At 32.4% G+C, this 14,411-nt stretch carries 12 protein-coding genes; 5 read left to right on the plus strand and 7 right to left on the minus strand.

Annotated features, from left to right (window positions below; translation table 11 throughout):
* Positions 1 to 111: 111 nt before the first annotated feature.
* From FBFL15_RS06395 to FBFL15_RS06410, 4 genes are all read right to left on the minus strand, one after another.
* Entirely contained in the window at positions 112 to 717 is a 606-nt protein-coding gene (locus FBFL15_RS06395; protein ID WP_014083810.1) for a hypothetical protein, read from the minus strand.
* A gap of 47 nt (positions 718 to 764) precedes the next feature.
* Positions 765 to 1,049, minus strand: coding sequence for an immunity 17 family protein (locus FBFL15_RS06400; RefSeq protein ID WP_014083811.1), 285 nt, complete (start codon positions 1,047 to 1,049; stop codon positions 765 to 767).
* Positions 1,050 to 1,237: 188 nt separating this feature from the next.
* On the minus strand, positions 1,238 to 1,801 hold the full coding sequence (locus FBFL15_RS15725; protein WP_014083812.1) for a hypothetical protein: 564 nt from the start codon (positions 1,799 to 1,801) through the stop codon (positions 1,238 to 1,240).
* Between the two features lie 600 nt (positions 1,802 to 2,401).
* Positions 2,402 to 3,139: a prolipoprotein diacylglyceryl transferase gene (locus FBFL15_RS06410; protein WP_014083813.1), complete on the minus strand. Its 738-nt coding sequence runs from the start codon at positions 3,137 to 3,139 to the stop codon at positions 2,402 to 2,404.
* Between the two features lie 100 nt (positions 3,140 to 3,239).
* Between FBFL15_RS06410 and FBFL15_RS06415 the strand changes: the two genes are divergently transcribed.
* On the plus strand, positions 3,240 to 4,856 hold the full coding sequence (locus tag FBFL15_RS06415) for an ABC-F family ATP-binding cassette domain-containing protein (RefSeq protein ID WP_014083814.1): 1,617 nt from the start codon (positions 3,240 to 3,242) through the stop codon (positions 4,854 to 4,856).
* Between the two features lie 43 nt (positions 4,857 to 4,899).
* Here the strand turns inward: FBFL15_RS06415 and FBFL15_RS06420 are convergent, their stop codons facing one another.
* Positions 4,900 to 5,670 carry an O-methyltransferase gene (locus tag FBFL15_RS06420; protein WP_014083815.1) on the minus strand — a complete coding sequence of 257 codons (771 nt, stop codon included), beginning with the start codon at positions 5,668 to 5,670 and terminating at the stop codon, positions 4,900 to 4,902.
* A 3-nt stretch (positions 5,671 to 5,673) separates the two neighbouring features.
* Positions 5,674 to 7,533 carry an ABC-F family ATP-binding cassette domain-containing protein gene (locus FBFL15_RS06425; RefSeq protein WP_014083816.1) on the minus strand — a complete coding sequence of 620 codons (1,860 nt, stop codon included), beginning with the start codon at positions 7,531 to 7,533 and terminating at the stop codon, positions 5,674 to 5,676.
* A gap of 289 nt (positions 7,534 to 7,822) precedes the next feature.
* Here FBFL15_RS06425 and FBFL15_RS06430 point away from each other — a divergent pair, with 289 nt between their 5' ends.
* The 4 genes from FBFL15_RS06430 (at position 7,823) to FBFL15_RS06450 (ending at position 13,491) form a co-directional block, all read left to right on the plus strand.
* Positions 7,823 to 8,983: a glycosyltransferase family 2 protein gene (locus FBFL15_RS06430; RefSeq protein ID WP_014083817.1), complete on the plus strand. Its 1,161-nt coding sequence runs from the start codon at positions 7,823 to 7,825 to the stop codon at positions 8,981 to 8,983.
* Between the two features lie 101 nt (positions 8,984 to 9,084).
* Positions 9,085 to 10,407, plus strand: coding sequence for a dihydrolipoamide acetyltransferase family protein (locus tag FBFL15_RS06435; protein ID WP_014083818.1), 1,323 nt, complete (start codon positions 9,085 to 9,087; stop codon positions 10,405 to 10,407).
* 141 nt (positions 10,408 to 10,548) lie between these two features.
* The gene (locus tag FBFL15_RS06440; protein ID WP_014083819.1) at positions 10,549 to 11,568 is read left to right on the plus strand and encodes a YncE family protein; all 1,020 of its coding nucleotides are present in this window, start codon (positions 10,549 to 10,551) and stop codon (positions 11,566 to 11,568) included.
* Between the two features lie 417 nt (positions 11,569 to 11,985).
* Positions 11,986 to 13,491, plus strand: coding sequence for an aldehyde dehydrogenase family protein (locus tag FBFL15_RS06450; protein ID WP_014083820.1), 1,506 nt, complete (start codon positions 11,986 to 11,988; stop codon positions 13,489 to 13,491).
* A 55-nt stretch (positions 13,492 to 13,546) separates the two neighbouring features.
* On the opposite strand, the gene FBFL15_RS06455 is transcribed toward FBFL15_RS06450, so the two are convergent.
* The gene (locus FBFL15_RS06455) at positions 13,547 to 14,167 is read right to left on the minus strand and encodes an L-threonylcarbamoyladenylate synthase (RefSeq protein WP_014083821.1); all 621 of its coding nucleotides are present in this window, start codon (positions 14,165 to 14,167) and stop codon (positions 13,547 to 13,549) included.
* Positions 14,168 to 14,411: the final 244 nt, after the last annotated feature.

Consider the following 14,411-nt stretch of genomic DNA (forward strand, 5'->3'; position numbering starts at 1 on the left):
ATTTCGAAGCACAAAAGCTGGTTTTATTACTAAAGTTCAATTGAAAAACTGCTGTTGAATTTTGCACTTCAGCCCGCCTGACGAAAAACCTTGTTAGCAGCTGGCATTTTTTCAAACTTCTGATTTAACTATAAAATCATAGGCATGTTCGGTAAAATAAATTGGAATATTTCCCCAATCTAGTTTTCGTTGTTTCGCAGTTTCGTGAGCTTTCTTCATTAATTCCATAAACCTTGAAATTATAATTTGTTCACACCAATCTCTTGCATCTTGCATTTCATCTGTCCATTCGTCATTTTCTTCCTTTTCTTCAATCGTTTCAAATAACCCTTGAAATTTTTCGTAACCTGTCAACACAAATTCTTTTGTTGTCATTAAATCTCTTTTACAATCTGAAAGCCATTCCATATCTTCAAGGTCTAGACCGCCGTCTTCTTTATAAGCTATTCCGTCTATATACCAAACATCAGTATTTATGTCAAATTCGTTCATTTCAAAGTACATTGTTTTGATTTCAATTTTCTTCGAAATTTCTTTGTAAAAACTGTCAATCCAATTTACTAAATCGTCGATAGGATTTGCAAATGTTTTACCAATAATGTCGTGAAACTCTGTCTTAGTAATTTCGCTAAGCTCTTTTTCCGCTAAATTAATTGCTTTTTCAAAGTCAAGATTTTCAAGGTTCAAATTTATTTTTTCTGCAAAGTCAAAATTCATTCTTATTAGTTTTTATACGTTAATATTTAATTTGTTATGTAAATATTTTATGTTAATTTATAATAGAAAAATATAATTAAACTCAATATCAATGCAATTGCTGATATTACGGTAACATACAGTCTCACTAGTTTTTCTCCAAAAATATTTACCCAAAATCCTGTTCTTCGCTCATAATATTTTCCACTTTTGTTAATAATCCAATCCCATTTTCTAATACTTCCAATAAAAAACAAAAGCGAAATAGCAGAAATAATCAGATAAAAATATTCTGGGTTTTGTTTTATGAAGTTTGTGAAAATGTTACTATACTTTGTTAGAAATTCATTCATTTTTAAATTCTAAATTTTATTATCGTTCGTTTATGCTTGCTGCTAACGTTTGTGGCTTTGCGTTCGGGCGGGTTTTCGAAGCACAAAAGCTGGTTTTATTACTAAAGTTCAATTGAAAAACTACCGTTGAATTTTGCACTTCAGCCCGCCTGACGCAAAACCCTTGTTGGCTGCAGGCTTTTTTGTGTTTAATCGAATAAGTTTAAATCGGATTTCATTCTGTCGAGTACGTAAAGATTATATTCAAATTCTTCAACATCTTCTTGTTCCGCAACTTTATTCTTTATGTTGTCAAGTTGAAATTGGGTTATAATTTTTTGCCTGTCAATCGCAATTAATGTAAGACGTTTAAATTCTGGATTTAGTTCTCCTGAAATTTTATATTGTGCAAATGAGACCGCTATTAAAACATTGTCCATAACCAGAATAGTGTCTTTTTTATCGTTTTTGAAAATTTTCAAAATTTCAGCTCTGTCTGTTACTTCCATATGCTCTGTTTCGTAATCCATTTCCGTCTCAATAACATATTTTAAAAAGTCTATTGGCTCATCACAATTTTCATTACTGTAATACCATTCTTCTAAAAGTGTTAATGTGTCTGCACCTTCTGCATTAGCAAATGGTGAATACCCATCTTCAAGGTCAAAATAAAATTCGTCTTCTCCACAATATTTTAGAAACTTAGGGTGAGAAGTTTCTCTTGCGGGTACTTCTGTATCTTCATCGTCATAATAATATTTTTTTTCTAACATATTTTTTAAGTTTTAATTTAGTACTGTTTTGTCAGCTTGCAGCCAACTAGTAGATATACGAAAGTTTTTTCGTTTTTAACATTCTATATCCACATCACAAAAGTACAATCAAAAAAACATTTTGCAACTTTTTTTATTAAAAAAAATTACAAGAATAAAAATGAGAAGCAAGAAATTAGAGGCAAGAGGTTAGAAACAAGAGGTTAGAAGCAAGAAATTAGAATCAAGAAATTTGAAGTGGGAGAACGAAAAGCAAGAAGTTTAAAAAAAATCTTTGGTGAGTGGAAACTGCCTATTGGAGGTTGCCCGCATGAGGGATAGAGCAAGGCACCATGTGCTCGTGATAGCCCGACGCCAAAAAAAGGAAGCCCCGCCTGAAGGGTTTGGGGCGTGGGGGCTTTCTTTTTTTTGGCGGCATGCCCTAATGGTTTTGGTGTTTGTTGTTGTATTGGATTTTGTACTTTTTATCTATTGTTTGGCTTTTGGCTGTATGAATTACTTCGGAATTCAAATAATTAAATGTTGTTACAGCATCACGATACCTTATCTTTTGTGAAATGGTTATTTGTTTATGAATATTACTATTTGGTACTTAATTTTTTATTTTTTATAAAAATATAATAAATAATATATGGTATAGTGTGTGAAAATTATAATACTACACCACTGTATGCTGCTAAATCCAAGCCCTAAAACTTCGTGTGGCTTGAGGTATTCTATTACAAATCGATACAAAAAATACAAACTCATCCATAATTTGAATACATTTCCGTGTGGCCATTGGTTGAAACGATAGGTACTAAAAAAGAGTAATAAGAGGAGTAAATAAATAATTTCGTATAATGAAGTGGGGTGTCGCAGTATGCCATCTCCTAAATTTAAACCCATAAAAAAAGTGGTTTTGTTGCCAAATGTGGGTTCTGCGACACCCATGGAAAAACAGCCTATTCTGCCAATAATGAGGGCCACAATCATGGGAATGACATATAAATCGCCTGAATTTTGTTTTTCGTTTATGATTTTTTTTACCAATTCTACGCCAAATATGCCTCCCAAAAAACCTCCTGCCACTGTTTTGTTTTGGTAAAATGTAAGCCATGTTTGCTGGCCAATTGTGGAGGGATTTTCTAACAATGCCACAACTCTGGATCCTATTAGTGCTCCTATCATGGCTCCAATGAGTATCCAAAGCCGGTGTTGGTTTGATATTTGATCGGTAATTTTGCTTTTTTTGTAGTAATATATTCTCATTCCTACAAAAAAAGCAAGAAATTCTAGGACGTTGTGCAAATAAAAGTTTGTTCCTAAAAATGAAAACTGAACGGGGAATTGTATCATAAATAATTTAAAAGTGATTGAACAAAAAAATAAAACAAATTCTAGCAAAACACTAAACTCTTTTAATTACTTTTGCACCAAATATAATAAAAATTATTTCATGTTAACAGTTAATAATTTATCCGTTCAGTTTGGCAAACGCATTTTGTTTGACGAAGTAAACACTGTTTTTACTCACGGCAACGTATATGGTGTAATTGGTGCCAACGGAGCAGGAAAATCTACTTTTTTGAAAATCATTTCGGGCGAAATGGATCCTACGTCTGGCCATGTTCATCTTGAGGTGGGCAAACGAATGTCGGTTTTAAATCAGAACCATAATATGTTTGACGAACACACTGTTTTGGAAACCGTGATTATGGGTAACAAAATTTTGTATGCTGTAAAGAAAGAAATGGATGCCCTATATTTGGATTATACAGATGAAAATGCTGACAGAATAGGCGAGCTACAGGTGCAGTTTGAAGAGATGAATGGTTGGAATGCAGATTCTGATGCAGCGTCTTTATTGTCAAATTTGGGTATTTCAGAGGATAATCATTATACTTTAATGTCTGATTTGGAAGGAAAACTGAAAGTAAGGGTGTTGCTTGCCCAAGCTCTTTTTGGAAATCCTGATTTGCTTATAATGGATGAGCCAACAAACGATTTGGATTTTGAAACTATTGCATGGCTCGAGAATTTCTTGGCAAATTATGAAAATACAGTAATTGTTGTGTCTCATGACAGGCACTTTTTGGATGCTGTTTGCACCCATATTTCTGATATTGATTTTGGAAAAATCAATCATTATTCTGGAAATTATACATTTTGGTATGAATCGAGTCAGTTAGCCGCAAAACAACGAGCCCAACAAAATAAAAAGGCAGAAGAAAAGAAACAAGAATTAGAAGAATTTATTCGACGATTTTCTGCCAATGTAGCTAAATCCAAACAAGCTACATCTCGTAAAAAAATGATTTCAAAATTAAATATTTCTGAAATTAAGCCTTCAAGTAGAAGGTATCCAGCCATTATTTTTGATCAAGAGCGTGAAGCTGGTGATCAAATTTTGAATGTTCAAAATTTAAGTGCTTCGGTAGATGGAGATGTTTTGTTTACAAACGTGGATTTGAACATGGCCAAAGGCGATAAAATTGTACTTTTTTCTAAAGATTCTAGGGCTACAACCGCTTTTTACGACATATTAAATGGCAAAATTCAAGCAGCAGCTGGTCAATTTGATTGGGGAATTACTACAAATCAAGCTTATTTGCCAGTGGATAATCACGATTTTTTTGAAAGCGATTACAATCTTGTCGATTGGTTAAGACAATGGGTAAAAACGGAAGAAGAACGGGATGAGGTGTATATTAGAGGGTTTTTGGGTAAAATGATTTTTTCTGGCGAAGAAGCGCTCAAAACGTGTAGGGTATTGTCTGGAGGCGAAAAAGTGCGTTGCATGTTATCGAGAATGATGATGCAACGGGCCAATGTATTGATGATAGATGAGCCAACAAACCACCTTGATTTAGAGTCGATTACGGCGTTTAACAATTCTTTGAAAAACTTTAAAGGCTCGGTTATTTTTACAACACATGACCACGAGTTTTCGCAAACGGTTGGGAATCGTATTATCGAATTAACTCCAAAGGGTGCCATTGATCGATACATGACTTTTGATGATTATTTGGACGATCCTAAAATTCAAGAACTCAGACAAAAAATGTATTCTTAATAGGTTAAAAAAAAGCGTAAAACAAATAGTTATTACGCTTTTTTTATATTCTAATAATAAAATGCTCTTTGGCCTGTTCTTTTCTAAAAAAAACGATGCCCCATTGGAATGTATCTATTGTAACTTGTACTTCGGGGTGTTTTTGTATCGATTTCCAAGCTTCTGTCATGTCTTTGCTCCAATAAATATCGTCAAAAATCCAAACAGAATCATTGGATTTATAGGGCAATAACAAGTCGACATATTTTAAGGTAGCGTCTTTGGAATGGTTGCCATCAAAATAAATAAAATCATATTTTTTTGTATTATTTTGTTCTAAAAATGCTGCAAATTCTTGCTGAATAGCCTCAACGTGGGGTTTATCTTTTTGAAAAAAATAGTTGCAAAAGTGCTTGTATGTAGCTTCGCAACCTTCTACAGTTGTGATTTTATGGCAATTATTTTCTGACAATGCCAAGGTCGAAAGCCCTAAAGAGCTTCCAAGTTCTAATGTATTTTGTGGATTGAAATATTGTACCATCCGCCACAATAGTTGGGCTCTTTTTTTTGAAATCCCTGCATTTTCTGCCATTTGTCGGACACTTCTTTTATTATCTTTAAAAATTTTGGAGCCTGCACCAAAATCGGTAATTTCTATAATGTTATTATTATTATATAACTGTTGTCTATAATTATTGAATATTTTATAAAAAGGATACTTTTTTTTATCATAAAAACATTGGGTAACCAAATTAAAAACAAAAGGCGAATGTACGGCATGTTCGTTTTTTGATTGCCATAAAAAATGGATGTAAGATAAAAAAAAATAATGCATAATTTATTCCATTTTGCTTGATAATTCTAGCCATCTTTCTTCTTTCACTTCAATTTTTTCAATTATTACTTGAAGTTCTTTAGCTTTTTGTGCAATTTCCGTTTCTTTTATTTGATTGTCTGAAAAAAGTTGTTCGATTTTGGCTTTTTCTATTTCCAAATCTTTCAAATCTCTTTCAATTTTTTGAAACTCTTTTTGTTCATTAAAAGTTAAATTGCCTTTTGGATTGTTTTGTTTCCATTCTTTCTTTTCGGTTTTGTTTTCTTCTTTTAAAACTACATCAGCACTGTCTTCATAAGCCCTAAAATCAGAATAATTACCTGGAAAATCTTCTACTTCTCCTTGTCCTCTAAATACAAATAAATGATCGACAATTTTATCCATAAAATACCTATCGTGAGATACTACCAACAAACAACCTGGATAATCCAATAAAAAACTTTCTAATACGTTGAGAGTTACAATATCTAAATCGTTTGTTGGTTCATCTAGTATTAAAAAATTTGGATTTTGAATTAAAACTGTACATAAATACAAACGTTTTAATTCTCCGCCACTTAATTTTTCTACAAAATCATATTGCTTTTTTCTGTCAAATAAAAATCGTTCTAATAATTGACCAGCCGATATCATCCTGCCTTTGGCAAGCGGTATGTATTCGCCATATTCTTTGATAATGTCTATCACTTTTTGACCAGGCTTTGGATTGATGCCACTTTGTGTATAATATCCTATTTTTATGGTATCGCCCACGACCACTTTGCCCGCATCTAGGGGTAATGTTCCTGTAAGTAAGTTTAAGAAAGTAGATTTTCCTGTTCCGTTTTTTCCTATAATTCCTATTCGTTCGCCACGTTGAAAATCATAACTAAAATTGTTTAAAATAATCAAATCTTTAAATTGTTTTGATATTTTGTGCAATTCAATAATTTTGCTACCCATCCTTTCCATGTTGATTTCCAGTTCCACTTGGTTGTCTCTTCTTCTGCTTTGGGCCTTTTCCTTAATTATATAAAAATCATCTTGTCTGGATTTCGATTTTGTAGTTCTTGCCTTGGGTTGCCGCCTCATCCATTCAAGTTCTTTTACAAATAAATTTTGAGCTTTATCTACACTGGCATTTTCAGAGGCAATTCGTTCTTCTTTTTTCTCTAAATAATAAGAATAATTACCTTTGTATTGATACAGTTTGCCATTGTCCAATTCGATGATTTCGTTGCATACACGCTCTAAAAAAAAGCGGTCGTGTGTAACCATAAATAAGGTTATATTTTCTTTTGCAAAATAGCTTTCTAGCCATTCAATCATTTCTAAATCTAAATGATTGGTTGGTTCGTCAAGAATCAATAAATCGGGTCTGTTAATTAGAATGATAGCTAAAGAGAGCCTTTTTTTCTGACCTCCAGATAAATTTTTTACTTTAAGTTTGAAGTTTTCTAGTTTAAGCTTAAATAAAATCTGTTTGTATTGAGTTTCAAAATCCCAAGCATTCAATTGGTCCATTCGGTCAAATGCTTTTTGATAAGCTTCGGCATCTTCGGGGGTTTCTAGGGCTTTTTCATAAGCTTCTATTACTTTGAGGGTTTCATTATCAGACGCAAATATACTTTCTTCTATAGTTAATTCTTCTTGAAGATTATAATCTTGTGAGAGAAAAGCCATTTTGATATCTTTTCTAACTACTACTTGCCCAGAATCGGGTTCGTCTTCGCCATTAATAATTTTCATAATACAGGTTTTTCCTGAACCATTTTTGGCTATAAATGCGATTTTTTGGTCTTTATTGATGCCAAACGAAATATTTTCGAATAAAGTTCGTTCGCCAAATGATTTTGAAATGTTTTCTACTGAAAGATAATTCACGATATAATTATTTTTGATGCAAAAATAGACTTTTGTTTGCCTATTTGACGTATTTATGCCATCAAATTTAAAAAAAATCAAATGGCACACATTATTTTTTATAAATACTCAACCTAATGTTGATTAGTTTAATCTTATTATTTTAAAAATCAATAAATTTTGAACTCCTATTAATGATTTTGAATTTCCAAAACTAAAATATTAGTTTTTCCATTTTTATTATTAAATGTACAGCTCGTTTTTAGAATATTTATTGCATTTTTGCGTTATAAAATGGAATTTTAATATAATGAAAATATCTGTCGTCATTCTTAACTATAATGTTAGCTTTTTTTTGCAACAATGTATATTAAGTGTAAAAAAAGCATTGCAAAATATAGATTCTGAAATCATTGTGGTCGATAATCACTCTCAAGATGATAGTTGTTTGATGGTCAAATCTCGATTTCCTGATGTGATTTTAATTGAAAACACTACTAATTATGGTTTTCCAAAAGGAAATAATATGGGGGTAGCCCTTGCAAAAGGAGACTATATTTGTATTTTGAACCCAGATACTGTGGTTGCCGAAGACACTTTTGAGAAAATATATCATTTTGCTAATTCTAAAGCAAATTTGGGCATTGTAGGATGTAAACTATTAGATGGTACTGGGCATTTTTTGCCCGAAAGTAAACGAGAAGTTCCTACACCATGGGTTGCTTTTACAAAAATGGCGGGACTTTATAAAATATTTCCTCATATACAATGGTTTAATCAATATTATGCTGGTCATTTGAAGGACAATCAAACAGGAAAAGTGTCGATTTTAGTTGGTGCGTTCTTGTTTATGAAAAAAGAATTATATGAAAAAGTTGCAGGATTTGATGAACAATGTTTTATGTATGCAGATGATATAGACTTGAGTTACAGGGTTTTATTAGAACAAAAAGACAATTACTATTTTCATGATACCGCTATTATACATTACAAAGGTGAAAGTACAATAAAAGACATGACATATATGAAAAGATTTCAAGAGGCTATGCTTTTTTTTTACAAAAAACATTTTAAGGTAAATTATATATTTAATATTTTTACTACTTTTGCAATATCTTTTTTTGCAATATATAAAACGTATTTCTATCAAAAAAAAATATTAAGTAAGGCAAATCATTTTATAATAGTAAGCCAAAATAGGGCATTAATAGAAAAAATGTCTCAGAAATATCAAAAAAAATTTCAAATTACTTCTTTTGAAAATATTAATAATGTAATTTCGCAGTTAAAGGATGCAGAGGCCGTTTTTGAAATTGTGTTTGATGCCGATTCGATTGATTTTAAAAGTATTATTGATTTTATGAACACACCAAAAAGCAACAAAGTGTTTTATAAAATAATACCACCAGAAAGTCCTTTTGCAATTGGTTCCAATTCCAGTTCGGATAGGGGAGAAGTAATCCAATTTTGAAACAAAATAAATTTAAAAAAATTAGCAAATTAATTATTTTAGGTAATAATTTTTATTAATTTTGTAAAATAAAAATAGATACCACCTTATAAGTTATCAATATGGCAAAATTTGAATTGAAACTTCCAAAAATGGGAGAAAGTGTTGCAGAGGCAACCATTACAAATTGGTTAAAACAAATTGGCGATACCATTGAAGCCGATGAAGCCGTACTCGAAATTGCCACAGACAAAGTGGATAGCGAAGTGCCAAGCGAAGTTTCGGGTATATTAATAGAACAATTATTTCAAAAGGACGATTTGGTACAAGTGGGACAAACCATTGCTATTATTGAAGTTCCGGGTGATGAAGTGGCAGATTCCGATAATGTAAAGCCAGAAATTGTTGCCACACTCGAAAAAAACATTGAAACTGTAATTGAGCAAAAATCAGCTTTTACAAACCCCGTTGTATCAGATAAATTTTATTCGCCATTGGTCAAAAATATTGCCAAACAAGAAAATGTTAGTTTAGCAGCATTAGATCTTATAGTGGGTTCTGGCAAAGATGGTCGGGTTACAAAAGAAGATATCTTGACTTATGTTGCCCAACGAGGCATTAATAATCAAAATATTGAAAATGAAGCTGTTATACATGATCTTGTTTCAAAACCGATACAACAATCGATACAAAATGATGCCATTCAATCAGCTGTTGTTCCTCCTTCAGTAAACGGAGGAGACGAAATTGTTGAAATGGATCGCATGCGAAAGTTAATTTCAGGTTATATGGTTGCCTCTGTGCAAACTTCTGCACATGTTCAATCATTCATAGAAGTTGATGTTACTAATATTGTAAAATGGCGAGACAAAAACAAAGCCAGTTTTGAAAAAAGAGAAGGCGAAAAACTTACTTTTACGCCAATTTTTATGGAAGCTGTAGCCAAAGCATTGAAAGATTTTCCTGGTATGAATATATCTGTGGAAGGAACATATATTATCAAAAAGAAAAACATCAATTTGGGTATGGCAGCAGCATTGCCTAATGGCAATTTGATTGTTCCTGTTATTAAAAATGCCGATCAATTGAATTTAGTAGGTATGGCTAAAGCGGTTAACGATTTGGGTAATCGTGCCAAAATGGGCAAACTGAAACCAGATGATACCCAAGGCGGCACCTATACAGTTACAAATGTTGGTACCTTTGGCAGCGTTTTTGGCACTCCAATTATCAATCAACCACAAGTGGGCATTTTAGCTTTAGGTGCCATTAGAAAAGTGCCTGCGGTAATAGAAACTCCAGAGGGCGATTTTATAGGCATTCGTCAAAAAATGTTCCTATCACACAGCTACGACCACCGTGTTGTAGATGGTGCTTTAGGTGGTAGTTTTGTAAAAAGAGTTGCAGATTATTTAGAAGCTTTTGACATCAACAGAACGGTTTAAATCATTTTGATTATATTTCAAAAAACACTCTTTTTTAAGAGTGTTTTTTTTTTATTTAAATCCAAGCTTTTGTTAGATATCTAACAATTTTTTATAATATTGAAACCTATTTTTGCTTCATAATTATTTAATTTAACAATCATGACTAGTAGAAATTTAGTTTTAGTATTTAATAGTATTGTATTTACATTATTATTGATGGGGTGTAACAAGGATAGCGACCCAGTAGCCGAAAAAGTGTACGAAGAAAAAGTAGTTGTTGCAAACAGAGGCAATGGAACAATTAGTTTAATTGATGCCAATACAAATGCTGTTTCTAGTACAATCGCTATAGCAGGTTCCGAGCCCATGTATGCAGTTTATGTGCCTACGAAAGATAAAATATATGTAGGTGATAGATTGGGAAAAAAAGTGCATATTGTAAATCCACAGTCAAAAGCGGTTGAAGGTTTTGTAAATGTGGGTAATGGTGTTTTTCACATGTGGGCCGATGGATTAGGCAAACAACTTTGGGTTAATAATGATGTGGATAACACGATTTCTGTTATCGATTTGGCAACACACACCGTTGTACAAACGATAAATGTAGGGGCAAAACCACATGATGTGTTTTTGACAAAAGACGGAACAAAAGCTTATGTTTCTATTATTACATCTAGTACAACAAATGACAAAGTTTATCTGTACAATAGTTCTAATTACACCAAAACTGCCGAAGTAAATGTTGGTAAAGATCCTCATTTATTCCACCTGCAAGGGTCAAACAGATTATTTGTACCCTGCCAATCAGGCCAGATATATACTTTGAACGGTACAGATTTGACAGTAATTTTCAATTCAAATTTTGTAGGAGCACACGGTATTTTTGCAACTAATGATCAGAATTATATTTTTGCTACAAACATTGCTGCTGGGCAATTGTATGGACTAAATGCTTCTAATTCAAGTCAAATAGGAGCAGCAACTGCTACACCAACAGGAACTCCACACAATATTACGATTAATGAATCGGGAACAAAATTATTTATCTCACATTCTGGTGCTGCCGCAACTGCCGTTACAATTTACAACTTAAATGCAGGTGCCGCTACTTATAGCAGCACAACTACCGCAGGAACCAATCCGTTTGGCATCACATATTACAAACGTGAAGTTAAATAAAAAATGAAAATAATACCAAATATATTTATAAAATAGTCCAAAGATGCGTAGTTATTTTTTAGAAAAAATTTTCAAAAAAAATCGTTGCATAGCTGAGCTACGGAACTATTTTTTTTTGAATAATTTTAGCAAAAAAGAACAAGTAGATTGGACTATTTTATATGTATATTTGGTATAAGTTCCTGAAATTTATTTTTTAATAATTTAAAAATATTTGTTTAAAAAAAAAATGGTTTATCAAAACAGAAATGTTTATTGATATTCCATTTTTTATTTTTATTTGTTTTTTTATCAATAATAGAAATATTTTAGAATAAAAAAATGAAATTGGAAATTTTGTGCTATTTTTTGAATGAAAAATGCTATTGTATATAGAATTTTGCAACTAGTTTTGTCCAAACTAAAAATGAATTTAATATGAGTAATGTAGCACAAAGACCTGAATTTAAGGCAAAGTATGATAATTATATTGGTGGACAATTTGTAGCACCTGTAGGAGGTGAATATTTTGAAAATATTTCGCCTGTAGATGGAAAAGTATTTACTCAAGCCGCACGATCTACAAAAGCAGATGTAGAGCTGGCATTGGATGCCGCTCACGAAGCTTTCAAAACATGGGGTAAAACATCGCCCACATACCGAAGCAGTGTTTTGAATAAAATTGCCGATAGAATTGAGGCTAATTTAGAATACCTAGCCGTGGTAGAGGCTATCGATAACGGTAAAGCCATAAGAGAAACCCGTGCAGCAGATTTGCCTTTGGTAATAGATCATTTTAGATATTTTGCAAGTGTAATCCGTGCCGAAGAAGGAACAATTTCAGAGCATGACGAAGATACTGTAAGCATCTGTTTGAGCGAACCATTGGGAGTAGTTGGTCAAATTATACCTTGGAATTTCCCGCTCTTGATGGCCACTTGGAAAATAGCTCCAGCCCTTGCCGCAGGAAACTGTTGTGTGGTAAAACCTGCAGAACAAACCCCAACCTCCATTATGATTTTATTAGAAATTATTCATGATTTGTTGCCTCCTGGTGTTTTAAATGTTGTAACGGGTTTTGGATTAGAAGCGGGTAAACCATTGGCACAATCAGAACGAGTTGCAAAAGTTTCTTTTACGGGCGAAACCACTACTGGGAGACTTATCATGCAATATGCTTCAGAAAATTTAGTTCCTGTAACGATGGAATTAGGAGGAAAATCACCAAATATTTTCTTCAGCTCGGTAGCCGATGCCGATGATGCTTTTTTTGACAAAGCTGTAGAAGGAGCTGTATTGTTTGCACTCAACCAAGGAGAAGTGTGTACATGTCCCTCTAGAATATTAGTACAAGAAGATATTTACGAAAAATTTATGGAACGTGTTATTCAGCGAACCAATGCCATAAAAACAGGTCATCCTTTAGATGGAACTGTCATGATGGGGGCACAAGCTTCTAATGATCAATACGAAAAAATACAATCTTATTTGAAACTTGGCCGAGAAGAAGGAGCCGAAGTTTTATGTGGAGGTGCTGTAAATCAGCTCGATGGTGAGTTGCAAGGCGGTTATTACATCCAGCCAACCATTTTTAAGGGGCATAATAAAATGCGTATATTTCAAGAAGAAATTTTTGGACCAGTAACATGTGTTACCACTTTCAAAACGGTAGAAGAGGCTATTGAAATTGCTAACGACACCCTTTACGGCCTTGGAGCAGGAGTGTGGACACGAGATGCACATCAAATTTATCAGGTACCAAGAGCCATTAAGGCAGGAAGAGTTTGGGTAAATAATTATCATGCTTACCCAGCTCATGCTCCTTTTGGTGGTTATAAAAAATCAGGTTTTGGTAGAGAAAATCACAAAATGATGTTGGATCACTACCGTCAAACTAAAAATATGTTAATTTCGTATAACAAAAACAAACTAGGTTTCTTTTAACAAATAACAGTTTTTTTAAGAAAAAATCCATAATTACGATTATGGATTTTTTTTATCAAATAAAATCAATGTTTCCTTTGCCTTCTCTCAAAATTACTGGTTCAAAACCCGATAAATCCACAATAGTAGAAGCCACATTGCTGCCATAACCTCCATCTATTACCAAATCTACTTTATTTTGCCATTTTTCAAATATCAATTCGGGGTCTGTGGTATATTCTATCAGTTCATCTTCATCTCGAATAGAAGTTGAAACAATTGGATTTCCTAATGTTTTAACAATTTGACGGGCAATATTATTATCAGGAACTCTAATTCCAACCGTTTTCTTTTTTTTAAATTCTTTGGGCAAATTATTATTGCCAGGCAAAATAAAGGTATAGGCACCAGGCAAAGCCCTTTTCAAAATTTTGAAAGTAGCAGTATCTATTTGACGAATATAATCTGACAAATTACTCAAATCATGACATATAAACGAAAAAGGAGCTTTTTCCAGTTTGATTCCTTTTATTTTAGCAATTTTTTCTAATGCCTTTGAATTTGTAATATCGCAACCCAATCCATAAACGGTGTCGGTTGGATAAATAATCAAACCACCATTTTGAAGTACTTTAACTACTTTTTGAATTGCCGCCTCGTTGGGATTGTCCTCGTATATTTTTATTAATTCACTCATTTTGAAGTTTTTTGTATTCAAAAGTACCATTTTTTTTCAATAAATTTGAAAAACAAACTAATTTTTTAAATTTACCTCAATTCATGGAATGTTTTTTAAAGAAAATATAATTGTAATATTCTCATGTTCTATTATAATTTTAATAGCAATACATGTATAATATAATATAATTTAAAAAAAATACTAAAGTAAATTAATTTATTTTAAACTAATATATATTGTTACATATTTTTTTAATAATTAA

The sequence above is a fragment of the Flavobacterium branchiophilum FL-15 genome (genome assembly GCF_000253275.1).
In the GTDB taxonomy this organism is placed as follows: Bacteria; Bacteroidota; Bacteroidia; order Flavobacteriales; family Flavobacteriaceae; genus Flavobacterium; species Flavobacterium branchiophilum.